The sequence below is a fragment of the Clostridia bacterium genome (assembly GCA_012840125.1).
Lineage (GTDB): Bacteria > Bacillota > DULZ01 > DULZ01 > DULZ01 > DULZ01.
The window spans coordinates 1-25,437 of record DULZ01000037.1 but is presented as its reverse complement, the minus strand read 5'-3'; the positions used below and the strand labels follow the sequence as shown (position 1 = coordinate 25,437).

The following is a 25,437-nucleotide window of genomic DNA, read 5'->3' as shown; positions in this document are numbered from 1 at the left end:
TTTATTCATCAATAATATCCACTAATTCACCGCCAAAAAGTTCGATGGCCTTTTTGATCAGCTCATTTTCCCCTGTATCCCTTTGGTTCATTTCATTTTCCAAACGGCACTGCAATTGTAACGGTTGGCCGAAAAACTCACTCAACACTTGCTCCACCGCTCTTTTGACCTGAGGCTGCTCCAACCGCTCCTTGTGAAATTTATGATCCGGTTGAAACCGGCAGACAACCGTATTTCCTTCCAAATGAGTAACCGTTCCTTCTTTGAGAAAAGCCTCATAACTGATATGGGTTTTCTTGCGCAGCACTTCCAGGAAACGGGGCCACCGGCTTTGAACCGTCTCCAAATCCAACGGACCCTGGGAGGTTTGCGGCATCGCAGCGCCGGCCTGGCTTTTCGGCGCCCCCGGTTCACCGGATGGCCCGGCTGCACCGGCCTCCGGCACCCGCCTGGTAACCGGCTGGGGTTTCACCGGTTCTTTCACTTGATACTCCCCACCGGCACGGCTCAGCTCCGCCGCCGGCTGTGGGCTCACCGGCCTGAACTCTTCTGGTGGCATCCCCGCCAGTGCCTCCACCAAGTCAAGAATCCCCAGCTCCACCAGCGTCCGGGCTTGGTTCGACCATCTAATGTCATTCTCAACCTGGTTTAGAATATGGAGCACTGCCTTCAGCTGTGCCCCTGAAGCTTGCCCCGCTGCCTTTTTTAGCCGTTCCCGCATTTCCGGGGCGGCGGCCACGATTTCTTCCGCCCGGCCGCCTAACCGCATGAGCAGCAAATTGCGGTAGAACAAAGTGAGATCCGCCACAAATTGTTTGAGCTCCCGCCCGGCACTGAGGAATTCATGCAATAGCAAGAGACACTCCCCGGTAGCACCGCTGCAGGCGGTTTGATGGAATTGTAACAAGACCTCGTCTTCCACGGCACCCAGTAAGGCGGCCACTTCCTTTAAAGATACCGACTTTTCCCCGCCGGCTAAGCACTGGTCCAGGAGACTCAAGGCATCCCGCAAGCCCCCTTGGGCTTGCCGGGCGATGAGATACAATGCTTCTTCTTCTACGGCTACCCCCGCCGCAGCCGCCACTTCCCGCAGCCGCTCCAAAATCACATCGACGGCAATCTGGCGGAAATCAAACCGCTGGCACCGGGACAAGATGGTGGCCGGAATTTTGCGGGGTTCCGTCGTAGCCAGGATAAAAACCACATGGCGGGGCGGCTCTTCCAGTGTCTTAAGCAAGGCATTAAAAGCTTCTGAAGTGAGCATGTGTACTTCGTCGATAATATATACCTTATACGGGCCTTCCACAGGGCTCAAATTTATTTTTTCCCGCAAGTCCCTGATCTCATCGATCCCCCGGTTGGAAGCAGCATCGATTTCCAGGACATCCATGGAAGTTCCCGCCGTAATCCGCCGGCAATTCGGGCAGCGATTGCAGGGATTTCCCTGTTCCTTATGCTGGCAGTTCACCGCTTTGGCCAGCACTTTGGCGGTGCTGGTTTTGCCGGTTCCCCGGGGCCCGCAGAATAAATAGGCGTGGCTTAACCGGCCTGAGGCCAAAGCGTTTTTCAGGGTCCTGCTGATATGCTCCTGTCCCTTGATTTCATCAAAAGTCTGGGGTCTGTACTGCCGGTACAACGCTATGTAACTCATCATGCCACCTCAAATGGTAATTCTCCGCCCGCCTTGAGTTTCCTGTTTAGAGGCATATATAAAATAAGATTATCGGGAACATCCCAATAATCCTATGCTGCTAATTCTATAAGATTAACGGCCGTGCACCTACCCTTGAATTGCACCCCCAAGCGTTACTCCGGCAGTTAACTCAGGCCAGGCTACCCTGGGGCACACGAAAGGTTTCACTTACCGCTGCTTCCTTCCGGACCTGACGGGGTTCATGAATTTTCGTTGCACAGGACCCAACCCTCAACGCCACTTACCGGAGGCAGTCCTCATGGATACAACCCGCAGGCAGGAATTCAACCCCGCTATAGCGGATTGCGGGTTACAGAGCACCGCTACCTCTCCGTCTAGCACGGCCAAATTCAAAACAAATGAAAATGGCGGAGAGAGAGGGATTCGAACCCTCGAGACAGGTTTTAGCCCGTCTACTCGATTTCCAGTCGAGTGCCTTCAGCCAGACTCAGCCATCTCTCCGCATCAAAAAACCTTAATATACAGTTACAAGGAAGATATCACGATAGCTATTATACAACAAAATCAAATCTTTGTCACCAGTAAAATAATAACTCCCGGCTCTAAACATTATACACGGTTACGGCCCTTTTGTCAGCACCAATTTGTTCACATATTAGCATTTCTTTTTCTCCTGCGGGATATACACACCCCGGCCTGCCGGTGATTAAGGGAAACACCGGCAGGAGGGCATCCCATTTCACCGCCCTTGATTACAGGACAACGAAGTTAATGAAAACACCGGTAGGGATGCAGCCTGGCATACAGGGAATCCGGCACTTCTGCCGTTAAGCGGATCCCGTTTTCCTGGTACACGATTTCCTGCACTCGTCCCAGGCGGAACAGCTCTCCCAGCAGCCGGCTCTCCTCATGGGGCAGCAGCAGCTGCACCCGGCGCCCCGCCGTGCCCAGCATCTCCGCCAGCATCGCCAGCAGCCTGTCAATGCCTTCACCTGTTTTGGCGGACAAATGGACCACCGGGTGCTGCGGGTGCCGGTAGGGTATCATCCCTTCCGGCAATAAGTCCATCTTGTTCATGACGATCACCACCGGTTTATCCAGCACATCCAATTCCCCTAAAACTTGCTCCACTGCCTGGACCTGCTCTTCCACATGGGGAGAGGTGCCATCGACGACATGCAGCAAGAGATCCGCTTCCTGCACTTCTTCCAGCGTCGCTTTGAAAGCGGAAACCAACTGGTGAGGCAGTTTTTGAATAAAGCCCACGGTATCCGCCAGCAGAATCCTGCGCCCATTGGGCAATTCAATCCCGCGCACGGTGGAGTCCAGGGTGGCAAACAGCTGGTTCGTACCCGCATCTTCTTTCGTTAAATCCACCTGCAGGCCGCCGGCCACTTCCAAGAGTCTATAGCGCAGGGTAGATTTCCCCGCATTCGTATATCCCACCAGGGTAACCAGGGACAAGCTCCGGTTGGCTTTCATCACTTGCCGCTGCTTGCTGACCTGGGCCAACTGCCTTTTTAGATCGGCAATACGCCTCTTGATATGGCGGCGGTCCCGCTCCAGCTTGCTTTCTCCCGGGCCCCGGGTACCGATGCCCCCGGCCAACCGGGATAATTCCGTACCCTTCCCCACTAACCGGGGCAGCAGGTATTCCAACTGGGCCAGCTCCACCTGGATTTTTCCCTCTTTGCTCTTGGCCCTTTGGGCAAAGATATCCAGGATAATCCCCGTCCGATCCAGTATCTTGCACTGCAGGATTTCTTCTAAATTCCGCAGCTGGGTACCCGACAGTTCCGTATCAAACACGGCGAGATCTATCTGCTCCGCCTCGACGAACTGCGCCAGATCTCCTGCTAAGCCTTTACCGATGTACAAAGCCCGGTCCACCGCTTCCCTCTTCTGCAGGAACTCCCGGACTACGCAGGCCCCGGCTGCTTCCACCAGGTCCCTGAGCTCTCTTAAGGATTCCTGGGCACTCAACTCCCCCGGGGAAGGCTTTTTCGTGTCCAATCCAACCACAATCGCCCGCTCCAACTCCATCCCGGTTACAGGGTTAATCTTTCCTCCCTCCTATGATTAAAGCACTTCATAACTAGAGGAAACTACCGGCAAGTTCAGGACGCCCAGGACTCTTTCCAGCAGCACTCCTTCCCGCTCCGGGTACTGGCTGCCGTAGCTGGCCCTGATAGCCGTGGTAATAAACTGGACGCTCCTGTCCATCGCCAGGGGCAGGCTGTCGCCCTGCAGGAGGCTGCCCGTCAAAACGCTGGTGAAAGTATCCCCCGCCCCGGGGTAATGGGCCGGGATATACTCACAGGTCACTTTCCAAAAACGCCCGTCTTCCCGGTTATAGGCAATAACACTGGTCTGGTGCTTGGGATACTTGCTGCCCCGGTAAGGCACGCTGGTGATGATCGAGATTTGCGGCCCCATATCGGACAGCCTGACCAGCCAGTCTTTCATTTCTTCCAAAGTGATACCGGTCCGGTAAGGCTCATCCAGCAGGAAGGCTGCCTCGGTGAAATTGGGAGTAATAATATCCGCTTTGGTGATGAGGTGCCGCATCCGCACCACCATTTCTCCCGTCATGGTGCTGTACAGGCGGCCGTTATCCCCCATGGCCGGGTCCACCACAATCAGCGGGTCATTACCGGAAAAGTCATCAATAAAGCGGGAGATGATATCAATCTGCTGGGGGGAGCCCAAAAAACCGCTGTAGATACAATCAAATTCTATGCCAAGCTCTTTCCAATGGTTAATGGACTTATCCATAAACTCCGTTAAGTCCACAAAAGTATACCCTTCAAAACCTCCCGTATGGGTGGACAGGACCGCCGTCGGCAGACTGCAGACCTGCATGCCCATGGTGGAGAGAATGGGAATCACCACCGCCAGGGATGTCCTGCCAAAGCCCGAGAGATCGTGAATCGCCGCCACTCTTTTAATTTGTCTTTTCATGGCAAGCTCCTTTCAAAGAGATTTAATTCACTGCTAACGGACTACTCGATAAGTCTGATAGCCCTTGTAATCAATCACTTCCACTTGCGGGTTCTCTCGCAATCGCCGCAAAACCTCTTCCGGCTCCCCGCAGTTCCTGCCTGCCAGGAAACTCTTGATCTCGTGCTGGTTCATGGGGTGCCTTTTAATAATACTGAGCACTGCCTCGTAGTCGTCCACTTCTTCGCTGTAAAAATCCGGCGCGGGCGCTTGGGCAATGGAGACCCCGCCCAGGATTTCCTCCGCCCGTTTCAGCACAGCTTCCTCCGGTTCTCCCACCCAGCTTTCCGCCGGCGGGCGCACGGGAGAATTGATAAACAACCGGTCATACCGGATCCCAGCGAGCAAATCTTTGAGTTTTAATAATGAAGTCTCATCATCGTTCAAGCCCCGGACCAGCATCACTTCCAGCCACAGCTGCCCGGTATATGCTTGGGAAAAGGTCACCAGCCCTCGATAAACTTCTTCAAAGCGGAGGTCTTTCCAGGGGCGATTTATTTTCTTGAAGCTATGCTCATCATAGGCATCTAAGGAAGGCATAACGATATCGGCTTGCTGCAAAGCCTGCCGCACCTTTGCATCGCCCAGCAAAGAACCGTTGGTAATCACCGCAATAGGTTTATCCGTGAGCTTCTTCAACCCGGCCAGCAGTTCCTCCAGCCCGGCATAGAGGGTAGGTTCCCCTTCCCCCACCACGGTTAACACATCAAAATGCACCCCGGAACTGAGGTAATCCGCCACTTCCTTGAGAATATCCGCCGCGGGAAAATGCCATCGCGGTTCCTTTTCCAGTTTCGGGGTCCGGCCCAACTGGCAATACACGCAAGAATAATTGCAGCATTTCTTGGGGATGGGACTGACACCCAGGGACAATCCCATGCGCCTGGAAGGCAGCGGGCCGAAAATATATTGATACTTCTCCAACCGGAACACCTGCCTTGCCTCTTGGACTAGCTTTATTATAGCATAGTTGCGGCCGCGTCTTTATTTTTCCGCTCACCTCTTTTATAATCAAAAAGATGGCAACTTGAGGTGAAGCAAATGGAAAGCTACCTGAATCAGATCATCCAGGGAGACTGCATCACCGTCATGGAACAAGAGCTGCCGGAAAAAATCGCTGATGTGATCTTTGCGGACCCGCCCTACAACCTGCAGCTGGCCGCGGAACTGTACCGGCCCAATGAAACCAGGGTCAACGGCGTGGAAGACGCCTGGGACAAGTTTTCTTCCCTAGCGGAATACGATGAATTTACGGAAAAATGGCTCTCCGCCTGCCGCCGGGTACTGAAAGAGGACGGGACCATCTGGGTCATCGGCAGCTACCACAATATTTTCCGGATCGGCAAGATCATGAGCGACCTGGGTTTCTGGATCTTAAACGACATTATCTGGATCAAGAATAACCCCATGCCCAACTTCAAAGGGGTCCGTTTTACCAATGCCCATGAAACCCTCATCTGGGCCAAGAAAAGCCGGGAGCAGGCCAAATATACTTTCAATTATCAAGCCATGAAAATCTTCAATGATGATAAGCAAATGCGCAGCGACTGGTACATCCCCATCTGCTCCGGCAAAGAACGTATTAAACAAGCGGGGGTAAAAGCTCACTCCACCCAAAAGCCGGAGGCTTTGCTGACGCGGGTGGTGCTGGCTTCCACCAACCCGGGGGATATTATTCTAGATCCTTTCTTCGGGACAGGCACCACCGGAGCCGTGGCCAAAAGACTGGGCCGGCATTTCATCGGCATTGAAAAAGAGACCGCCTATGTCAAAATTGCCCGGGCACGGATTGCGGGGGTACAGCCCCTGGACCTACCCGGGGACTTATTGAAAGCGCCGGAAAAGCGCACCCTGCCCAGGGTTCCTTTCGGCAGCCTCCTGGAGGTAGGTTTGCTGCAGCCGGGGGATACCCTGTACTCGAAATGCGGGAAATATCAAGCCCTGGTTTGCCCTGACGGGTCTATCGCCTGCGGGGATTACCGGGGTTCCATTCACCGGGTGGGAGCTTACCTGCAGGACAGGTTGACGTGCAACGGCTGGGATTACTGGTGCTACCGGGACGGGCAGCAGCTTAGAACTATTAACCACCTGCGGAACATTTACCGCCGGCAGTTTTACCGGGAAGAATAGCGGTCACAGCAAAAAAGGGCGTGGTGCATTCACGCCGGGGGGGCAGCAGGCGCCGGCGGAATAACCGGCGCAGCTTAATTCATAAGCTGTGCTGCCTTTTCCTTAAGCCATAAATAGTGAAGCTCTTCATCAATGAGGTGTTCCCAAAAGATGTCTATGATGGCCTGGTCCTGGAGATGGGCAATGGCTTTGCGGTAGTCAGCCATAGCCCTTTCCTCCGCAGCAGCCGCCGCTTTCATTAAAATCCCCAGGCCGGCCAATCCCCCGGCGGTGTTGATCAGGGTGCTAAAACCCTTGAGCCCCAAACCGGCAACGGAGTCTTTGACCTGCCGGAGGGTACCGTTTTGATGCGGGAAATACTCCAGCAGCTTTTGCTCAATGGCCAGCACATGATCGTTTTCAATTTTGGCCAGCCTTTGCAAACCGTGGACGAGCTCTTCATTAGGCGCCTTAGCCGCAAGAGAAGAATACAGCGTCACTTGACTTTTTTCCAATATAAGCATTTTATGCAGGGCATCCTGCACCATGCCGGGCTCCATCAGATCTTCCTTTCTCCAGGCAGTGTTTATTGTTATTATAGCCTGTTTCCGTCAATTTATCAGACCAACCCGGCCATGGTTGACTGAGTACTTATTCAGTGTTAAGATACTTTCAGACTATTGAGAATTGTAAGGAGGGTTTCCAGTGAGTTTTCCCCTGAAAAATGACCCGGAGCAAGCCAAAGAATTCCTGTACGGCTACATTCAAGCCATTATTAATGATGAGGAAGCCGCCCAGAGCTGGCGCCAGTTGAACCGGACCGTCGGCATCAAGCTGAACGACTTAGGTTTAGGCTTTACCTTGCAGTGCTCCGCGGACGGGCTGGCCGCATCCCACGGTTACCCGGACAAGCCGGATGTGGGGCTGAACCTGTCCAGCGATACTTTCCACAAGCTCTTTACGGGCAAGGGCAATCCCATGATGGAATTTACCATGGGCAGAATCAAAACGGAAGGGGACATGGGGGCCATCCTGAAAATTGTCGGCGCATTACCGCAAAACATCAGGGTCTACCAGCAATACCTGTCCAGCCAAGGCCTGGCATAAGTACATGAGACGAGGAGGCCGGCAATGTGCCGCCGGCGGTGCATGCCCACAGGCATCCCCCGCCAAATGCGGCGTTACCCCCTATGAGCGCCGCCGGGCGGCGGGTGCACCGTCCTGCCCCTGCACACGGCCGGCCTTTAATCACAGCCCGTGTTGGGCCGGTCAACCCATGATATTGACCAGGGTGCCTATCTTTTCAATGGTCACCTTCACTTCGTCCCCCGGTTTTAACCATTGCTGTTTCTCCGGCGGGTAACCGGACATGACACCCCCCGGAGTACCGGTGAAAATCAGATCGCCGGGCTTGAGGGTCATGTACTGGGAGACGTAGCTGACAATGCCGGCACAGTCAAAAATCAGGTTGCCGGTATTGGAATCCTGCCGCACCACCCCGTTTACTTCGCAGCTGATGCGGAGGTTGCCGGGATTGATTTCGTCGGCCGTCACCAGGTATGGGCCGGTGGGAGCAAAGCCGTCACAGGTCTTGCCCAGCAGCCACTGGTGCGTACGGAACTGCAGGTCCCGCGCCGTCAAATCATTGCCCGCGGTGTAACCGAAGATGTATGCCGGCGCTTCCTCCTCGCTGATCCGCCTGGCCTCCCTGCCGATGACAATGACCAGCTCCGCTTCATAGTCGAATTTCTCCGCCGTTGCCGGCAGTTTAATCACCTGGTTGTGGGCCGCCAGGGCATTGTTGCATTTGCTGAACAAAACAGGTGTATCGGGAATCGGGGCGTTAAGCTCCTTGGCATGATCTAAATAGTTCAAACCGACACAGAGAATTTTCTCGGGATTAGTCACACAGGGGGCAAAAACAATTTCCCTTTCGGGCACAACTTCCACTTCATGGTTGAGCAGTTCAGCCAACCGGGCCAAACCTTCCTTCCCGCCGGCCATCACTTCTTCCATCGTCGCCGGCACATCCAGGGCTAAAGAAGCGGCCGCTTTTTTCACGTCCACAATACCGGTTTCCACTTTAACACCTAACCTTACTTCATCCCCCAGCTTGAAATTTACCAGCTTCATTCCTGTCACCACCCCTAGGTAAATATAGCATTCTAGTTCGATTTAGCCTGATGGTGTTCCTGCCAACAAAGACAAAACCCAACAAACAATCAGGCTTTCCACCGGAGAAGAACCTGATTCTTGTTGGGCATGGGCTGGGCATGAACGAATTTCGCACCCAGTTTTTATTGTGCCGGCTTTCATTGGGAATCCTGAAAGCCTTATGTATCAATGGCGGGAACGTGTGAGAATCGAACTCACCGAACGCAGGTCCACTGCGTCCCACTGGATTTGAAGTCCAGGCGAGCCACCAGGCCCAATCCGCTCCCAAGAAATAAGTGCTCCTTATATCGCTCTCCGATTATATCAAAAATTTTTCTCAGCCTCAAGTGTAAAACCCGGTTACCTACCATTGGCAGCTTCACGCCGGAAACCGTGAATCTTAAAAAGACACTGCTGTCCTAAAAAAATATCGGAAAACCTCCCCCCGCCCAGGCCCCGCATGCCTACGGTGCAGCAAAACCCGCTGTATTATCTTCCTGGAGCACCGTACCGGTAATACGTACCTTTTGGCATAATTATTGCTTTATTAAGCTCATAGCCAGCTTGCTGCACTTGTCTTCAGCTGTTTGCCGGCGCGGACTGCTGGAATCCTCACCAGCCACCCAGGGCAAATAGCTAAGACTCTTTATTCATTATCTCAAAATATTCTATTCCATGCCAGCGTGAGGAGGTTAAAAATTATGTGCTTCAGACCGGCGTCGGCTGCCAAAGGGGCAGTATGCCCAAACTGCCAAAAAAAGATCCAATTCATCGGCGGCGTTGTCCAAAAGAAATGTCCTTTCTGCGGTGCTTCTTTGGAACAGCCTAAAGACGGGCAGCAACCGGAACAAAAGAAACCTTGAACCCTTTTCCGTCGCCTAACCCGGGGCTGTTCCCTCCGCCAATTTAACCCTGTGCCTGGAACAACCTGAAACAAAACTCATCGACAAGGGGGCATCGAAGACAGCAAAAACCAACCACATCTTTTCAACACCTGCAATGTTCAATCGGACGGCAAAAATTTTTCAAGAAAGGGTGGGATAAATGGATAAACAATGGAAAAAGGAAATTGCTGACGGCGAATATATCGTGAGAACCTGCGGTTGGTCCCCGCCGGGTGACCACCCCGTCGGCTGCGGCATGAAACTCCATGTCAAGAACGGCAAGCTGATTAAAGTCGAAGGGGACGAAGAGCATCCCATCAGCCAAGGCCGGCTCTGCATCAGGTGCTTGTCGCTGCCTGAATACGTCCACCATCCCCAGCGAATTGTCTACCCCATGAAAAGAGTGGGCAAGCGCGGGGAGAATAAGTGGCAAAGAATCTCCTGGGATGAAGCCTGGGACATTATCGTTCCGAAGGTCAAGTATTACACTGAGAACTACGGCGCCGAATCCATTATCGTTTTCGGCGGCACCGGTAGACAAGCCTGCTTGTACTACTACCCGTTAGGATTTGCCTCCCTGGGCACACCCAACGTCTGCTATCCCCTGAGCGGTTGGTCTTGCTACGGCCCCAGGTGTGCTATCACCGACTACATCCTGGGCGCCGGCTACCCGGAAATCGACTTTGCCGGGCACTTCCCGGATCGCTATGACAACCCCAATTACCAGTTGCCCAAATACATCGTCGTTTGGGGTAAGAACCCCTTAATGTCCAACCCCGACGGTTTCTACGGTCACTCCCTCATCGACATGATGAAGCGAGGCACCAAGATCATCCATGTGGACCCGAGAATCACCTGGCTGGGCAGCCGGGCGGAACACGTATTGCAGCTAAGACCGGGCACCGACACGGCTTTGGCTCTAGGCCTGCTCCATGTCATCATCAACGAAGAACTCTATGATAAGGAATTCGTCGACAAATGGTGCTTCGGCTTCGAGGACTTAAAGCAGCGTGTCCAGGAATACCCGCCGGAAAAAGTGGCGGAAATCACCTGGGTACCGAAAGAAAAAATCATCGAAGTAGCCAGGATCATTGCTACCAACAAACCTTGCCCGATTCAATGGGGATTAGCCGTGGACACCAACCCCAACGGCGTGCAGCTGGGACATGCCCTCCTGTCCATCGTAGCCATTACCGGCAACCTGGATATCCCCGGCGGCATTACCTTAGGTCCCAGAGCGGCCTTGCTGGGCAAGTGGCGCATTGAAACCCGTTACAACCTGTCCGAGGAATTATGGGAGAAAAGAATCGGTGCCAAGGAATATCCTGCCCTGGCCAATGCTTTGGCCACCACTCACCCGGACGTGACTCTGGATTGCCTGGAGACCGGCAAGCCCTACAAGCTCAGGATGGGATGGTTCAACAGCAGCAACTTCATCACCCCCACCTGCTCCACCCAGCCGGACCGCTGGTATAGGGCACTGCAATCATTAGAATTCTGCGTGGTACAGGATACCTTCATGACCCCCACCGCCATGGCTTTTGCAGACGTGTTCTTGCCGCTGCCCACCTTCGCCGAAATGGACGGTGTGGTACTCACCCACTTCGGCCGGAACGCCATCTTCCTGGGGGCCATCAATGAAGCCCTGCGCGTCGGTGAAACCAAGTCTGACATCGAAGTCTGCATTGAATTAGGCAAGAAACTGTACCCGCACATGTGGCCTTATGACAGCGTGGAAGACTTCTTCACTAAACAACTTGAACCCGAGCTGGGGATTAGTTTCAACGACTTGCGAGAAATGGGCGTCTACCAGACCCCGGTGGAATACAGGAAATATGAAAAAGGCTTGCTCAGAGATGACGGGGAGCCGGGCTTTAACACCGTCACCGGTAAAGTGGAGCTGCGTTCCGTTCTCTTTGAACAGTGGGGCGACGATCCGCTGCCGTACTACCAGGAACCCCATTACAGCCCGTACAGCACACCTGAACTAGCGAAGGAGTACCCGTTGATCCTCACTACCGGCGCGAGAAAGTTTACCTCCTTCCATTCAGAACACAGGCAAATACCGACCTTAAGAGAAATCGATCCCTGGCCCGAGCTGGAGATCCACCCGGAAACTGCCGCTCAATACAACATTAAAGACGGGGATTGGGTCATCATTGAGAACATGTTCGGTAAAGCAAAACTGAAGGCCAAGCTGACACCCACGATTCACCCGAAAGTGGTCCATGCTACCCACGGCTGGTGGTACCCGGAAAAACCCGGTGAAGAACCCAGCTTGTTCGGCGTGTGGGAATCCAACATCAACACCATGGTCCCGCACAAGCACATCGGGAAACTCGGTTTCGGCGCACCGCTGAAGAGCGTCATTTGTAAAGTCACCAAAACTGACGAAGGCATTTAAGTGTGTCACCCCACGGCGGAAAACTACTACATGAATGGAGGGAGCTCAATGTCAGTAAACGGTTTGCTGATTGATTACGAATACTGCACCGGCTGCCACAGCTGTGAAGTAGCCTGTAAAATGGAAAAGCAGATTCCCAAAGGAAAATGGGGCATTAAGTTGATGGAAGTTGGGCCTTGGAAAATTGACGATGAAAAGTGGGAATGGAATTATGTTCCCGTTCCCACTTCACTCTGCGACCTCTGCGGCGAGAGGGTGGCCCAGGGGAAAAAGCCCTCCTGTGTCCACCACTGCCTCGGTCAATGCATGGAGTACGGTCCCGTAGAAGAACTGATTGAAAAAATGAACGCTAAAGGAAGGAAAATGGCCCTTTTCATCCCCTAGATTCCTGTACCTTGGTGCTTGCCATAATGGCTGCCTGGGGCAGCCATTATGGCTTCTCTTTTGTGGAGGTTAGGTAGATGGTTCAGTACAACCCAGGTATACTGGAACACTTAGCGGAAACCGGTCGCCGGAGCTTATGTCCCTCTTCTGCCGTTAGGATTAACGTGGGCACCTCTTCCTGCGGATTGGCCAAGGGAGCAGGTCTTTTGCGCGACAAGCTGGCCGCCCGCCGGGACTGGGCGCTCCCTGTCAAGGTAACCGGCGTAGGCTGCTTAGGCGCCTGCTTTGCCGAGCCGTTAATCCATGTGCGCCTGCCCGATGGGAGGCATTATTTCTTCGGCCGGGTGGACGGTAAATCCCTTTGGCACGTAATCCGGCTGGTGGAGGGACATCAACCTACCTCTTACCTGTGGTTAACCGCAGTGGAAAAAGAACCGGGCAGGCTGCAGGGCTTCTCGGATTTAAGCATCACCGGCGACCGCCAAACCTCCCTGGCTCGTTTCTTCAAGCTCCAACGGCGGTCTATCAGCCACAGCTGGGGTTTCATCGATCCCCAAGACATCGCCGAATATATCGCCACCGGCGGGTATTTTACCCTACGGGATGCGTTACAACAATTCTCGCCGGAAAAGCTGCGGCAGTTAATTACCGCCTCCCCCTTGCTGAACCTTGATGACCGGCAGCCTCCCGCTCCTCTTGAGGCCCCATGCATGACTGTTGGCAGTTCCACAGAGCTCACTCCCCTGGAACTGGCCCTGGTGGAAAACAACCCCCACCACTTGTTGGAAAGCCTGCTCTTAACAGGCTATGCTTTGGGCTTTTCGCAAGCAGTGATTTACATACCCGCCAAACACGCCCTGGCCGCCGCCCTCCTGGAGCGGGCCATCGCCACCGCCAGGGAATACGGCTTGGTGGGCGACCACATCTTGGGGACGGATTATGGTCTGGAAATAGCGGTGGCCCATAACCAAACTCACTCCGGTGGTGCGACGGCACCGCACGGCCTTACCCTGGAACCCTTGCAGCCCCTGGCCCACATCCCGGGGCTGGTACGCCGGGCCGCCGGCTCCGGGCCTGAGCAACCGGATACCCGCGTTTTTTATTTAAGCGGTGACCTCAAAAGCCACGGTTTCGTCGAAGTGCCGGCGGAGGAAGACTTGCCGGCGCTGGTCCAAACCATAACCAATAAATCATCCGGCTCTTGGAAAGCTTTACAAGTGGAGTTCCCTAACGGTACCTTTCTTCCCTTTGACAACCAAACCACCAAAAGCGCCAACACTACCGGCTTCATGTTCCATGAGCTGGTGGTATTGGACAGGCACCGCTGTATCGTGGACCGGACTCTGGCCGCGATTAATACGCAAACCCCGAGGTACTGTGCAGGCAGCCCTGCCTGCGAGACAGGTATCGCTGCATTAAAGACCAAACTCTCCCTGCTGACCCAAGGGCAGGGCTATGGGGGAGTGCTCGAAGAAATCGAAGCAATAGCCCGGCAGGTGGCCCGGGAAACCCGGTGCCCCACCGGTTGTTCTCCGGCGCAGCTCGTTCTATCCGGGCTGCGGTATTTCCGCTCAGAATTTGCCGCCCACGCCGCGGGATACTGTCCCACCATCGCGTGCAAGGATCTCATTCGTTTTGAAATTCTCCAGGGGAAATGTAAACAGTGCCGCTGCTGTTATTTGGTCTGTCCTTCCGGCGCAGTAAAGAACCGGAAGGGCACCGTCCGCTTTTTCGTCGACGACCGGCTGTGCATCAAATGCGGCGCCTGCGCCCAAACCTGTCCTTTTGGCTGTATCAAACCTGTTTCGGAAGCTTTTTCTAAGCATGAACCATAAAACACAGCTTCAAGCACCTCCCTTTTGACTGCTTTAGGCTTCACTACCTCCTATCAGAAAAAGCCACTGATCTGTACCGATCAATGGCTTTTTCTTCATTATTCACACTTCCGGTTTTCATGCCAACCTCTGGTATGCCCCCATCCTTCCCGTCATTTCACTGCATGGAAAGCCAAGATTGGAAATAGTTAAATTCTACTTTTTGTATTCCTTAATCAGCTTTTGCGTTGCTTCATAAATCTCCGTGCCGGGAATTCCCTTGGCGTCCAGGTCTGCCGCCACCTGCCTGTTCACTTTATCAATAACATCATATAGTTTGGCTTGGTCTTCATCACTGAGCTCTAAGAATTGCACACCTAAACTCTTGGCATACTCTTCCGCCGGTAGAGTATCGGCAACGTTGATTTCTACGGATTTCATTTCCAGGAAGTCCCTGTTGTCAATAAAGACCTGCTTAATGTCATCGGGCAGCTTGTCCCAAGTGGCCTTGCAGAAGGCCCATTCATAAATCGGTGCAAAGTTGACTTTTAAGTCATAACAATACTTGACCACTTCCGCCAGTTTGTCAGCTTCCAGGGTGAAGGTGGCCAGGCCGATGACACCGTCAACGGTACCTTTTTCCAGCGCTAAGTATGTTTCAGAAATAGGAATGTTAACCGGCTCGGCACCTAATCCTTTCACGATCTCCGCCCAGTTTCCGGTGGCACGGATGGACGCGCCTTTCAGGTCATCTAAAGATTTGATCGGTTTGGTGGTAAACAGGGCCCGGGAAGTACCGCTGGCATTACCGGCGTAGGGGACCATCCCATTCTCCAAGAACTCCTGGTCAAACTGCGGGTACTGTGCAAAAATTTGATGGGCAATATCCAATTCCATTTCTGCATCATAGGGATCGCAGTTGAACATAAAAGTCATATATGCTTTATTCAAATCATAACCATGGGGAGAATATCCCACCCGCGGGATACCGAAATCCGCTACCCCGCTGCCTAGTTCAGCTGCAGCATCATTACCGCTAATTAGGGTGCCCCCGCCGTAATACTGGAACTTCACTCTACCATTGGTCACTTCTTCAATTCGTTTAATGAACTCATGGTCCACTTTGGCAGCAGTTTGGGGCAAAGTGCTGAAAGAAGTAAACGTCAGCGTGATCACTTCCTGCTCCGCCGCGTCATTGTCACCGGAGGAAGTGTCAGCAGAGCCATCGGAGCCGCCGGAACACCCGGCTAAAGCCACACCGGTCAGAATGAGCACAGCACTTAAGATAATCGTGAGCAACCAATTACCCCTGACTTTTGTCACTGTGATACACCCCTTTGGTCAAAGTTAGAGTCAGTTTTCCAAACCAGCCAGCCCTCTCCTATCTAACCGGAAACTCAGTAAGCGGCATTTGGAACCGTCTCACACCCCCTTCTACGGCTCCCGGGAAGACACTTTACCTCGCTATGTCCGGTAAGAATGTGACCATCCCCGGGAAGAGCACAAGCAGTATCGCATGGATGATATCGGTAACCACAAAGTACATTGTGAATTTGAACACTCTCGCCAGATTCAGGTCCGGCATAATAGCTTTCATACTGTAAACGCCCAAACCAACCGGCGGGGTCAAAAGGCCCGTTTCACTTACCCTCGTAGCCAAGACACCAAACCAAATGGGATTAAAGCCAAGGTCTATGATTAACGGGTAGAAAATCGGCAGAGTCAAAAGCATCATCGCCGTACCGTTGATAAACATACCGAGGAAGAGATAGATCACCACAATCAGGAAAACAACCATTAGGGGGGACAGTCCGGAATTCTGAATCCCATGGGCCAACATGGTCGGTAGGGTAGTAACTGTTGTAAAGTTCATGAACAATTGGGCACCGATAATGATTACATAGTACATACCGGATACCCTCACCGTATCGCTAATCGCTTTCAGGAAACCTTCCCAGGTCAACCGCTTGCGCAGCAAGACTATCAAAAGGGCGCCGGCGGTCCCGACCGCCCCGGCTTCCGTGGCCGTAAACCACCCCATAAACAAGCCCAAAATCACAAAAGTAATCAAGAGAAGTATTTCTCCACCTTGTTTCAGTGCATCCCACTTTTCCTTCCAACTGTATTTAGGACCACGGGGCCCAAGAGCCGGATTGATTTTGGTCAGCAGGTAAATAACCAAGAGATAGAATAAAGCCTGCTGGATACCCGGAATATACCCGGCCAGGAATAAATCCTTAATGGAGTTACCGGTAACAATCCCGTAGAGCATCAAGGCGGTACTGGGGGGGATGAGAAGCCCCAGGGTTCCGCTGGCGGCGATCGTCGCCCCGGCAAAATCCAGGTCATATTTGTATCTCTTCATTTCCGGGATTGCTGCAGTACCGATGGTCAAGGAGGTGGTCAAAGAAGAACCACTGATGGCGGCAAAACCTGCACAACCGCCGGTAGTGGCCATGGCCATGCCTCCGTTGAAGCGACCAAGGAACTTTTCAGCAATATTGAATAGATTAGTTCCAAGTCCCGAAACGACAATAATGTTTGCCATTAAGATAAACATCGGTACAACGGCATAGTCATAGCTGGCCACATAACCAAAAGGAGTGGTAGCCAGTTTAGTGATGGCGGCCGTTGGGCTGATGAGTATCGCCATGCCGACAAAGCCGACAAGAGCCATCGCGAAACCTACAGGCATGCCGTATGCCATCAAGGCAATCAAGGCGATCATGCCGATAATCCCTATAGTGACTGGACTCATGCTTCTTTACCCCCTTGCATGTCTTCGATTAATTGTTCAACTAAGATCACTACCGTGAGTATCATGGAAAACACAAAGAGGAATCTAAAGGGGGCATAGGGTATTTTCAACACTTCCGTCACTTCAGTAGTCAACCGGGTGAGGAAGACCTTCACACTCTGCCAAGCAATAAGACACCATAGAGCAATACCCATAATGCCGCAGATAATCTTTTGTATCTTCTTACCCCGCGGCGATAACACGTTGACGACGATATCAACATGGACATGCCCTTTGAGTTTCGTGCAATAGGCTATGGACAAGCTGCCGCATACCGCCGCGCTAAGAGTAATTAAATCATACCCTCCGGGAATGGGATGCCGGAAGCCGCGTCCAATGGTGTTCGCCGTCACCAGTACCACCAGCAAGAACAGCCCGATACTGGACAAATACAGGGTAAAGCGCATTAAGCCGTCATAAAACTTGCCGAACTTACTCATCGAGGTCCTCCTTTTCGGGATATTTACTCACACGGACAGACCGGTCATTAGATCTACATCAAAAGTGAGATAAAGAAGTTAAATACATCAGTCTGTACTCGTTCCCAAAGTTCCGGCGCTTTGGGATCATCCGTCACCTTCTCTCCCACCTGGGCGATAAACTCTTCCCATGACAACAGTACCGGTTCCTTCGTGTTCATAGTCCCAGCCTCCTAGTACTTTCCTTCACGAATGATAAACTGGGTAACCGCCTTAAGGTTTTCAGGATTAATGTCGCTCTTTTTCATCACCGATTTGTCGAGGCCGAAAATATATCCCCCTCCCGGAGCCAGGATCTCGATTAGCTCCTGGGCTTTTTCAATGCATTCTCGTTTGGTGCCGTTCTTAAGCAGCTCCACCGGGTACAAACCTGAAATGCATACGTTCTTGCCCAATTTTTCTTTAATCAACTTGGGATTCCCGTATTCGAACTTGGCCAAAATCCGGCCCTTGGGCAGTTCCTGCAGGTAGTCCAGGAACCTGGTCCAGTCTTGCTCAAAGAAAATATATAGATAGTACCCATTTTCCGTCATAACATCGCACAATTTCTTGAACGTGGGCCAGTAAAATCTCTCAAAATCGGCTTCCTTTAAATAGGGAGCCATGTGCAAAGGCATGGAAATCGTTTTGGTTATCCCGTTAGGACCGGACATTCCTTTCTTAATTAGCAGGGGAAGCACCGCTTCACAAGCGGCCGCCACTTGATCGGGCCGCCGCCGGATATCGATGCTGATGCCGCTGAAACTGCGAATGAAATCAGCGACGAAATCAAAGGGTGCCGCCAGCATACCCCCACCGGTATAAGGGATGCTGTATTTTTCCCGGTACTTATCCTGAATGGCTTTAAATTTTTCCCGCAGCATGTGGTTCGTATAAATTGCCTTCGCGACAGCAACGGCGTTATAAGGATACGGTTTCGCCAATTCCGTGTAGAGACGGGGCACGATTTTTTCTACGATAGTTTTAAAAGGATCAGCGATGAACTCCGGGTATTCCTCCGGCTCTAACCCGTGCACATCCGGGTGCTGCATTGTCCCGTCTTCGCTTTGCACAAAAGTCTTCGCCCCGAGTTGAATGAAATATTGAGGTGACCGGTAAAAGATACTCCGCACGTAATCATAGTCGAATTCACCGAGGACCCGGTCCACGGCCCGGTCCACTACGGCCGGATCCCATGTCTTTAAAGAATAACCGCAATAATCCAGCATAAAGGTGGGAGTAAACTGCCCCTCGATGGGGATCCGGTCCGGCACTTCCACATGGTAGGCTTTTTGAAATCTCTCAAACCTGGCATTATACAGATTAGTATCCATGCTGGCATCCCCTCCTGCCTGGGTTGTCAGGAAGCCTTAGATGACTCCCTCTTCTTGAAGCCGGCGATACTCCTCCTGGGAGATGGCTAAAAGGCCCCGGTAGATCTCCTCATTATGCTCGCCCAGCCCCGGTGAGCAAGTAATCCGGACCTGGTTGCCGGACATCTTTGGTGCAAAACCGGGGATGAGCATTTTACCTCGCTGCGGGTGCTCAATTTCAGCCATAATCCCTCTCTTACGCAAATAGGGATCATTCGTAATGTCCATGGTATCTAAAACAGCGCCGGCTGGAATATCGGCCTTGGCGAGAATCTCCATCGCTTCAAATTTGGTATATTGGCGGGTCCAATTGCTGATCATGGCATCAATCTCATGGCGATGCAGGTAGCGGGAACGTGGGGTAGCAAAGCGGGGATCATCGGCAGCCTCCGGGTGCCCAATGATCTTGCACAAGGTGCGCCAGTGATGACTGCCCGGATGACGTGAACAATAGATATGGACATAGTCATTAGGACCACCCGGTTTACAGGGATACATATTGGCCGGGGCCACCGGCTCCAGGGGCATACCATTGCCAACCCGGGGAGCTGCCTGATTGTTCCGGTAATGCTGCTCCCAGGCAGAACGACAAAAACCGATGACCACATCTTGCATGGCCACTTCAATATGCTGCCCTTTACCGGTAGAGTACCGCTGGTACAGGGCTCCCACAATACTCAACGCCGTCAAATACCCGGCACCGCTGTCGGCCAGGTTGGGGCCCGGCTGCATGGGTGGCCCGTCAGGTTCACCGGTCATGCTGGCTGAACCGCCTACAGCCTGAGCAATAGGGTCAAAGGCCGGGTAATCCCGGTAAGGGCCGTCCGTACCGAAACCCTTGATCTGGGCGTACACTATGCGTGGATTGCGGCGGCTCACTGCTTCATAACCGAAACCCAGGCGTTCAATGGATCCCGGTCCCATATTTTCAATGAATACATCCACCTTATCGATCAGCTGCCAGAGTATCTCCTTTCCTTTTTCGCTCTTGAGGTTTAAAGTAATGGACTTCTTATTGGCATTGAGAATGATAAAACCGTAGGTATCCACACCGGGCTCTTCGACGGAATAGCGCCCGGCTTCACCGGTTCTGGGACGCTCCACTTTTAATACTTCGGCTCCCATCCAAGCCAGGGTTTCCGTACACACCGTACCGGATTCGAACTGGGTAAGATCAAGGACTTTAATGCCTTCTAAGACAGACCTGGACATGCAACTACCCTCCTAGTCTCTCTTTGATAAAACTTTCCACCGCTGCCGTCATGGTTGCTTGGTTCCATTTGCGCGCATCCACGGGATCCGCTCTCAGCATGAGCACCGGGATACCGGCATCCTCCAATGCTTTAGCAATGAAGTAGGAGCCTTCGACGGCCTGCATGCAGTTTTCCGGGACCAGGTAAACCACTCCGTCCAGTTGATTGTTCTTGGCTTCTTTCAAAAACCACTGGTTGTTCCAGGGCGGCATGTGCAGGAAATCTTCCATGCCGATAAACCGCGAAGCCAACCGCCGCAGGGGGTCACCGCCGTAGCGGATATATGCGTCGGCTCCCATGGCAAGATACATGGACCAGACGAAAACGGCACCGTATTTTTCTTCGAAATACTGGTAAAACCCGAGGTTAAACCATAATCCCCTGCCGATCCAGCCCAACCGGATCCGTTCATTGGGACAAGCGGCTGCACCACGGTCCACTAAATCCTTGATTTCCAGGTACAGCTTGCGGGCGTTTTCCACCGCCCATTCGGTGCCCCGCTGCCACTGGGCCTGCATCACCGGACCCACCACATCGGCGATGGTGACCGGAGCCGGGACGGTTTGGGCAATTAAATCACGGGTCAGCCGGTAATACTCCTCTTGCTGGTTGATCAGGTCCATCACTTTTTCGAACCTGGTCATGCTGAATGCCCGTCCGGTGGTCAATTCCAAGAAGCGGATCAGCCCCTTTAAGTCCTCCACGGCAAAATCCAACCGGCGCGGTTCATACAGCTCTTCCCAGCGATACGGGGCCTTTTCCCACCAGTTGTCAGGGGCAATTAAGGGAATGGTGTTTTCCATGGGATAAAAACTGGCGCCGTACCGCTTGGCCAGCAACTCAAAAATCTTCCCCTGGGCATCGCAGGTTAACCTGGTCACCGCAATGGAGGGCTTGGGCAGCCCGCCCCAAGGCCCTTCCTCCGGTTTCGGATCGAAGGAGCAGGCCAGGGCCGTCACGCAGTACTGGCAAACGTCGTCCCGGTAATTCTCTTCTTTCAACAAGTTAAAGTAATATGGTGTCATTTGCTTTGCCGCACAAATGGACGCCCACCACTGGTTCACCACAAAGGGAATGTCCATGGCTCGAAAGATTTCCATGGGCACATCGGCATTGAGGTAGGCGAAGGGCTCACCGGCAGCCACTCTTTGACCAAGTCCCATAAACCATTCTTTTTGATAAGCGCTGGCTTCCTTAGCAACTTGAAGCCTTTTGACACTGCGCTGTCCTTTTTCCGGCACTTTTTTTCCTGCCTCTTCCTTAGCCGTCATACCTCACTCCCTCCTCCCGGCCCGGACCTGGGCTACCAGTTCCGTGATGTCTTCCATCAACTGGCGGCGGTTGGCCAGTGTGTAGGGCTGCCTGACAAACAACTTGCTGGGAATCCCCAAACTTTCCAGTATTTGATGCTGCTCCGGGTAATCCCAAGTGGAGGCTTCATCATAGGTTCGCATGAAGAAGACAACTCCCTCAGCGCCGCATTCTTGCACTTGGTCCAGGAGTGCCCTGACCCGGTGCGACACCAGGTGCTTGTTCGGAGACGCCAGCCGCAGGTGATAGCGATCCCGGATGGCTGCCAGGGGCTCCACATCGGTAGCCACATCGGTATGGAAGTGACGGTTACCCCAGTCATGGTCTTCCCCGACAACAATCCCGCCGCAAGCTTCGATCAATTCATAGAAATCCGTTTGCTCATGGACGCTGCCGGTAACAAAGAGCCTGACCCCCTCTAAAGGAGGCAGCCGGCGAGCTTTGTCTAAGATTTCACAAAGCAGGCGATTATGTTCTTCTTTGGGCATGAGCAAGGAGGCACCGATGATGGTAAGGGCTTCCACCCCGGTTACTCTCGGAGCAGTTCCCCGGCGAAGCTCCGCCAATTGGCGCAGCAGTGCCCTGTTTTCATTACATAACCGGATGGCCTCCTGTAATTGGTCCGGAGTAATTTCCTGCCCGCTCCATTCTTCCAAAATCCTCTGAAAGCTCCTTAAAGTCCCCAGATTGTATTCACTGCTGATCATGGACGGCATGAACAGTAGATCTAAGAAGTAAAAAGGAGGAAGTTCGATTTCCGGCTCGACACGATGCAGTTCCCTGAGATAAAAGTAAAGACGCACCAGCACATCCGTTGAGTTGGATATTACCAAGCCGTCCGCATAAGCATAAGTACCGTCAAGTAGGCGGTTGAATTTGGACCGGGCCGTGGGCTCAAAAGCCAGTTCCAAGTAGCGGTCCGCCAGGGGAGTGGCCTGCCCCGGTTCGCCGCACACCCTGACGGGCAAGTAGCCGGCGGCCAGGACCAACTCTTCCGGCACATCGCTTCCCAGGCATGCCAGCACCCGTCCACCCTGTTCCTTCCACTGAAGGGCCCGCTCATGCCGGTTGCGGTAAGCCCGGGCCAACACCTCGTAAGCCGCTCCAAGCCTTGCCGCTGGGTCTTCGGTTTTCAAGGCGTCTCATCTCCTTTGTGCAGCATGGTTTGTACTAATGTGAACGTTCACATCATTAAGGAAGGGCTCCCTGTCTAACCAGAATTTTAAACCCTCCAGCTGCTGGAGGGTTTAAAATTCTAGCTAGGGATGTAAGTTTTCCCAGGTAATGTGAACGTTCGCATTAGTACAAATCTCCCTTCATAAGTAAGATGGGATCCCTTGAAAACCGAGGCCCCAGCAGTAACGTTTGATGCGGTTGAGGTGGTGTAACCTCGCCATGATAGTAATACCAAGTCCCGTGGCTTGGGTCATGACACAGGGACGGCAGAGCAAACTTTTGAGGAGGTTGGGACAAATGATTGATTTACAGGCCCTGGTCCAAGCTTTAGGAGATCTCAACGAGGAACAGTTGCTGGCCATGATCGGGGAGTTCGTGGCGGGCAACCCCACGCCGGAAGAGGCTCAACTGGTGGTAAACAGCTGCCAGCAGGGAATGACCAAAGTGGGGGACTTGTTCGAGCAGGGCGAATACTATGTGGCCGATTTGATTTATGCCGGTGACCTGCTGACCAGAGTGATGCAGATGCTTAAGCCCGTTTTAGGCAGCAGCGACGCGAAAAAGATAGGTAAAATTGTCTTAGGCACCGTGGAGGGGGACCTGCACGATATCGGCAAAAACATTTTCCGGAACATGGCTGAAGCCGCCGGTTTCGAAGTTTACGACTTGGGCATTGATCAAAAGCCGGGGGCTTTTGTAGACAAGGTTAAGGAAGTCCAACCCCAGATCGTCGGTATGAGCGGTGTGTTAACCCTCGCCCTGGATTCCATGGAGAAAACAGTGAAAGCCCTGGAAGAAGCAGGCTTGCGGGATACGGTCAAAGTCATCATCGGCGGGAACCCGGTGACGGAAAGTGCCTGCCGGAAAATTGGCGCCGATGCTTTTACCACTAATGCGGCGGAAGGTGTGAAAATCTGTAAAAACTGGGTCGCTTAATCTTTAGAAAACCCACAGCCAATAAAAAATGACACATGTCCTGTAACGGATGTGTCATTTTTTTATTGCGGGCTCCGCACCGGTTTGCTTATAGAGTAATATTATACTCTTTAATTTTGCGATACAAAGTGGACCGGCTCAAACCCAGTAATTTCGCCGCTTCCGGCACACAGCGATTAGTATAGGTCAAAGCCGTCTGGATGGCCGTCTTCTCCAAATGGCTGATTTGCAGCAGTTCCCCGATACTGTCCACGGGGAAGTGGCTGGGATACAGCCGGTGCCTCACTTTATCCAGGATGATGTTTTGAGGCAGGTCCTGGGGCGTAATGATCTGGCCTTGGCAAACATTCACGGCATAGATCATGGCATTTTTCAACTGGCGTACATTGCCGGGCCAGTCGTAAGCTAAAATGTATTCGACGGTTTCCCGGCTGAGCTGGGGCCGGGGGCGACCGGCTTCTTGGCAGTATTCCTCAATAAAGTAGTCGCACAGCAGGATGATATCTTCTTTCCTTTCGCGCAGGGGCGGGATATGGATGTTCAGCACGGACAAGCGGTAATAGAGGTCTTCCCGGAATTTGTTTTCCAGCACCATCTGGTAAAGGTTCTGGTTCGTGGCGGCAATCAACCGGAAATCCACTTTCTTGGCCGTACACCCGCCGATCCTGGTCACCTGCTTGTTTTCCAGTACCCTTAATAAAACCGGCTGCAGTTCCAGGGGCATGTCCCCGATCTCGTCCAGGAAGAAGATGCCCCCGTCGGCCAGCTCAATTTTCCCCGGCCTGCCCCTTCGCTCCGCTCCCGTAAAACTACCGCCTTCGTAACCGAACAGCTCACTGGCGATCAAATCCCTGGGCATGGCCGCACAGTTAACCACCACGAAAGGGCCGTCAGGACAATAGTATTGATGAATAGCTTCCGCAAAAATCTCCTTGCCCGTACCGCTTTCCCCGGTCAGCAAGATGTTTTCCCGGGATTGGGCAAATTTCCTGGCCAATTTCACCGCCTTTTTGATGGCTTCGCTTTCACCGATGATTTTGTTGAACACGGCACCGGCGGAGCCGGCGGGCCGGCGTTCCTTCACGGCGGGCAAAACGGATTTGTCCTTCCCCATGCTGCTGGTTTGCACCTTCACCCGGGGCCGGCAGAGGACCATTTCAGCCGCCACAGCAGACGCCATGGAAACCACCAGGGCCAGCTCACTCTTGCACTGGCGGGTTAAAAAACCATCCTTTTCTCCCTCGCAGGGCCTACTCAACAACAACAAAGCGCCTGCCACTTGGCGATCTGCATCAAACACCGGGGCGGCGGAAGCGATATTGTTTTGAAAAACTACCGCATAATGTTCCGGTCCCAACAGCTGGACCGGCCTTTTTAAATTAATACTCAATTCATGGGCGTTGGTGCCGATGGTTTCCTCGTTGGCGATGATCCCAACCCTGGACCCGTATTCAGGAAAGGGACGGTTCCTTTTCCAGTCACCTTCATGCACGAGGATAATCCCGTCCGGATCAATCAGGTAAAGTATGTAGCCACAATCATTCAGGATGTTTTTCAGCCTGTTAATTAATGCTTCCGTAGCCGCAATCAAGGGCTCTTTATCATGACGGATTTCTTGTAATTCCTGTTCAGTCAATTGCGGTTTCTTCACAACTTTGTACGGGTCTACACCCCTCATCCGGGCCCGCAGCCAGGAATCCGCCACCGGCCGGCTGATCTCCGGAAATTGG

At 52.9% G+C, this 25,437-nt stretch carries 22 protein-coding genes, 2 tRNA genes and 1 other RNA gene; 7 read left to right on the top strand and 18 right to left on the bottom strand.

The window, feature by feature from the left end; translation table 11 throughout:
• Position 1: 1 nt before the first annotated feature.
• From dnaX to GXX34_04030, 6 genes are all read right to left on the bottom strand, one after another.
• Positions 2-1,654: a DNA polymerase III subunit gamma/tau gene (gene dnaX / locus GXX34_04055; protein ID HHW06698.1), complete on the bottom strand. Its 1,653-nt coding sequence runs from the start codon at positions 1,652-1,654 to the stop codon at positions 2-4.
• A 118-nt stretch (positions 1,655-1,772) separates the two neighbouring features.
• Positions 1,773-2,037, bottom strand: an RNA gene (gene ffs, locus GXX34_04050) — signal recognition particle sRNA large type.
• A gap of 22 nt (positions 2,038-2,059) precedes the next feature.
• Positions 2,060-2,155: transfer RNA gene (locus tag GXX34_04045), tRNA-Ser, on the bottom strand.
• Positions 2,156-2,422: 267 nt separating this feature from the next.
• Positions 2,423-3,697 carry a GTPase HflX gene (gene hflX / locus GXX34_04040; GenBank protein ID HHW06697.1) on the bottom strand — a complete coding sequence of 425 codons (1,275 nt, stop codon included), beginning with the start codon at positions 3,695-3,697 and terminating at the stop codon, positions 2,423-2,425.
• Positions 3,698-3,733: 36 nt separating this feature from the next.
• The gene (locus tag GXX34_04035; protein HHW06696.1) at positions 3,734-4,615 is read right to left on the bottom strand and encodes a pyridoxamine kinase; all 882 of its coding nucleotides are present in this window, start codon (positions 4,613-4,615) and stop codon (positions 3,734-3,736) included.
• 33 nt (positions 4,616-4,648) lie between these two features.
• Positions 4,649-5,578 (bottom strand): radical SAM protein, encoded by a 930-nt coding sequence (locus GXX34_04030; protein HHW06695.1) that lies wholly within the window; start codon positions 5,576-5,578, stop codon positions 4,649-4,651.
• Positions 5,579-5,695: 117 nt separating this feature from the next.
• Here GXX34_04030 and GXX34_04025 point away from each other — a divergent pair, with 117 nt between their 5' ends.
• Positions 5,696-6,784, top strand: coding sequence for a site-specific DNA-methyltransferase (locus tag GXX34_04025; GenBank protein HHW06694.1), 1,089 nt, complete (start codon positions 5,696-5,698; stop codon positions 6,782-6,784).
• A gap of 74 nt (positions 6,785-6,858) precedes the next feature.
• On the opposite strand, the gene GXX34_04020 is transcribed toward GXX34_04025, so the two are convergent.
• A complete protein-coding gene (locus GXX34_04020; protein ID HHW06693.1) occupies positions 6,859-7,323 on the bottom strand; it encodes a ferritin-like domain-containing protein in 465 nt (154 codons plus the stop codon).
• Positions 7,324-7,468: 145 nt separating this feature from the next.
• Here GXX34_04020 and GXX34_04015 point away from each other — a divergent pair, with 145 nt between their 5' ends.
• A complete protein-coding gene (locus tag GXX34_04015; GenBank protein HHW06692.1) occupies positions 7,469-7,870 on the top strand; it encodes an SCP2 sterol-binding domain-containing protein in 402 nt (133 codons plus the stop codon).
• Between the two features lie 162 nt (positions 7,871-8,032).
• On the opposite strand, the gene GXX34_04010 is transcribed toward GXX34_04015, so the two are convergent.
• Positions 8,033-8,896 (bottom strand): fumarylacetoacetate hydrolase family protein, encoded by an 864-nt coding sequence (locus GXX34_04010; GenBank protein ID HHW06691.1) that lies wholly within the window; start codon positions 8,894-8,896, stop codon positions 8,033-8,035.
• 211 nt (positions 8,897-9,107) lie between these two features.
• Positions 9,108-9,204 (bottom strand) — tRNA-Sec (locus GXX34_04005).
• Positions 9,205-9,618: 414 nt separating this feature from the next.
• On the opposite strand from GXX34_04005, the gene GXX34_04000 reads away from it, so the two are divergent.
• The 4 genes from GXX34_04000 (at position 9,619) to GXX34_03985 (ending at position 14,424) form a co-directional block, all read left to right on the top strand.
• Entirely contained in the window at positions 9,619-9,780 is a 162-nt protein-coding gene (locus GXX34_04000) for a hypothetical protein (protein ID HHW06690.1), read from the top strand.
• A gap of 181 nt (positions 9,781-9,961) precedes the next feature.
• A complete protein-coding gene (locus tag GXX34_03995) occupies positions 9,962-12,205 on the top strand; it encodes a molybdopterin-dependent oxidoreductase (GenBank protein HHW06689.1) in 2,244 nt (747 codons plus the stop codon).
• 48 nt (positions 12,206-12,253) lie between these two features.
• Positions 12,254-12,589, top strand: a complete 336-nt coding sequence (locus GXX34_03990) for an oxidoreductase (protein ID HHW06688.1) — start codon at positions 12,254-12,256, stop codon at positions 12,587-12,589.
• A 77-nt stretch (positions 12,590-12,666) separates the two neighbouring features.
• Positions 12,667-14,424, top strand: coding sequence for a 4Fe-4S binding protein (locus tag GXX34_03985; protein HHW06687.1), 1,758 nt, complete (start codon positions 12,667-12,669; stop codon positions 14,422-14,424).
• Positions 14,425-14,619: 195 nt separating this feature from the next.
• On the opposite strand, the gene dctP is transcribed toward GXX34_03985, so the two are convergent.
• The 8 genes from dctP to GXX34_03945 form a co-directional block, all read right to left on the bottom strand.
• The gene (gene dctP / locus GXX34_03980) at positions 14,620-15,726 is read right to left on the bottom strand and encodes a TRAP transporter substrate-binding protein DctP (GenBank protein HHW06686.1); all 1,107 of its coding nucleotides are present in this window, start codon (positions 15,724-15,726) and stop codon (positions 14,620-14,622) included.
• A 133-nt stretch (positions 15,727-15,859) separates the two neighbouring features.
• Positions 15,860-17,161, bottom strand: a complete 1,302-nt coding sequence (locus GXX34_03975) for a TRAP transporter large permease (GenBank protein HHW06685.1) — start codon at positions 17,159-17,161, stop codon at positions 15,860-15,862.
• A complete protein-coding gene (locus tag GXX34_03970; GenBank protein ID HHW06684.1) occupies positions 17,158-17,640 on the bottom strand; it encodes a TRAP transporter small permease in 483 nt (160 codons plus the stop codon). Before GXX34_03970 ends, GXX34_03975 begins: the two co-directional genes overlap by 4 nt.
• Before the next feature lie 53 nt (positions 17,641-17,693).
• Positions 17,694-17,840 carry a hypothetical protein gene (locus tag GXX34_03965; GenBank protein HHW06683.1) on the bottom strand — a complete coding sequence of 49 codons (147 nt, stop codon included), beginning with the start codon at positions 17,838-17,840 and terminating at the stop codon, positions 17,694-17,696.
• A 12-nt stretch (positions 17,841-17,852) separates the two neighbouring features.
• Complete coding sequence (locus GXX34_03960) at positions 17,853-18,992, bottom strand: uroporphyrinogen decarboxylase (protein ID HHW06682.1); 1,140 nt, start codon at positions 18,990-18,992, stop codon at positions 17,853-17,855.
• A gap of 36 nt (positions 18,993-19,028) precedes the next feature.
• On the bottom strand, positions 19,029-20,243 hold the full coding sequence (locus GXX34_03955) for a formyl-CoA transferase (GenBank protein HHW06681.1): 1,215 nt from the start codon (positions 20,241-20,243) through the stop codon (positions 19,029-19,031).
• Between the two features lie 4 nt (positions 20,244-20,247).
• Positions 20,248-21,555 (bottom strand): 2-hydroxyacyl-CoA dehydratase, encoded by a 1,308-nt coding sequence (locus tag GXX34_03950; protein HHW06680.1) that lies wholly within the window; start codon positions 21,553-21,555, stop codon positions 20,248-20,250.
• A 3-nt stretch (positions 21,556-21,558) separates the two neighbouring features.
• The gene (locus GXX34_03945) at positions 21,559-22,731 is read right to left on the bottom strand and encodes a 2-hydroxyacyl-CoA dehydratase (protein HHW06679.1); all 1,173 of its coding nucleotides are present in this window, start codon (positions 22,729-22,731) and stop codon (positions 21,559-21,561) included.
• A 337-nt stretch (positions 22,732-23,068) separates the two neighbouring features.
• On the opposite strand from GXX34_03945, the gene GXX34_03940 reads away from it, so the two are divergent.
• The gene (locus tag GXX34_03940) at positions 23,069-23,707 is read left to right on the top strand and encodes a cobalamin-binding protein (GenBank protein ID HHW06678.1); all 639 of its coding nucleotides are present in this window, start codon (positions 23,069-23,071) and stop codon (positions 23,705-23,707) included.
• Between the two features lie 88 nt (positions 23,708-23,795).
• Here GXX34_03940 and GXX34_03935 read toward each other — a convergent pair.
• The coding region (locus tag GXX34_03935; protein HHW06677.1) for a sigma 54-interacting transcriptional regulator at positions 23,796-25,437 on the bottom strand (1,642 nt) is incomplete at its 5' end.

Coding starts and splice junctions, on each gene's coding strand:
- GXX34_03950 (HHW06680.1), bottom strand. CDS start 21,555: ATGACGGCTAAGGAAGAGGCAGGAAAAAAAGTGCCGGAAAAAGGACAG.
- GXX34_04035 (HHW06696.1), bottom strand. CDS start 4,615: ATGAAAAGACAAATTAAAAGAGTGGCGGCGATTCACGATCTCTCGGGC.
- dnaX (HHW06698.1), bottom strand. CDS start 1,654: ATGATGAGTTACATAGCGTTGTACCGGCAGTACAGACCCCAGACTTTT.
- hflX (HHW06697.1), bottom strand. CDS start 3,697: ATGGAGTTGGAGCGGGCGATTGTGGTTGGATTGGACACGAAAAAGCCT.
- GXX34_03960 (HHW06682.1), bottom strand. CDS start 18,992: ATGGATACTAATCTGTATAATGCCAGGTTTGAGAGATTTCAAAAAGCC.
- GXX34_03965 (HHW06683.1), bottom strand. CDS start 17,840: ATGAACACGAAGGAACCGGTACTGTTGTCATGGGAAGAGTTTATCGCC.
- GXX34_03995 (HHW06689.1), top strand. CDS start 9,962: ATGGATAAACAATGGAAAAAGGAAATTGCTGACGGCGAATATATCGTG.
- GXX34_03940 (HHW06678.1), top strand. CDS start 23,069: ATGATTGATTTACAGGCCCTGGTCCAAGCTTTAGGAGATCTCAACGAG.
- GXX34_04025 (HHW06694.1), top strand. CDS start 5,696: ATGGAAAGCTACCTGAATCAGATCATCCAGGGAGACTGCATCACCGTC.
- GXX34_03975 (HHW06685.1), bottom strand. CDS start 17,161: ATGAGTCCAGTCACTATAGGGATTATCGGCATGATCGCCTTGATTGCC.
- GXX34_04020 (HHW06693.1), bottom strand. CDS start 7,323: ATGGAGCCCGGCATGGTGCAGGATGCCCTGCATAAAATGCTTATATTG.
- GXX34_03985 (HHW06687.1), top strand. CDS start 12,667: ATGGTTCAGTACAACCCAGGTATACTGGAACACTTAGCGGAAACCGGT.
- GXX34_04000 (HHW06690.1), top strand. CDS start 9,619: ATGTGCTTCAGACCGGCGTCGGCTGCCAAAGGGGCAGTATGCCCAAAC.
- GXX34_03990 (HHW06688.1), top strand. CDS start 12,254: ATGTCAGTAAACGGTTTGCTGATTGATTACGAATACTGCACCGGCTGC.
- GXX34_03955 (HHW06681.1), bottom strand. CDS start 20,243: ATGTCCAGGTCTGTCTTAGAAGGCATTAAAGTCCTTGATCTTACCCAG.
- GXX34_04010 (HHW06691.1), bottom strand. CDS start 8,896: ATGAAGCTGGTAAATTTCAAGCTGGGGGATGAAGTAAGGTTAGGTGTT.
- GXX34_03970 (HHW06684.1), bottom strand. CDS start 17,640: ATGAGTAAGTTCGGCAAGTTTTATGACGGCTTAATGCGCTTTACCCTG.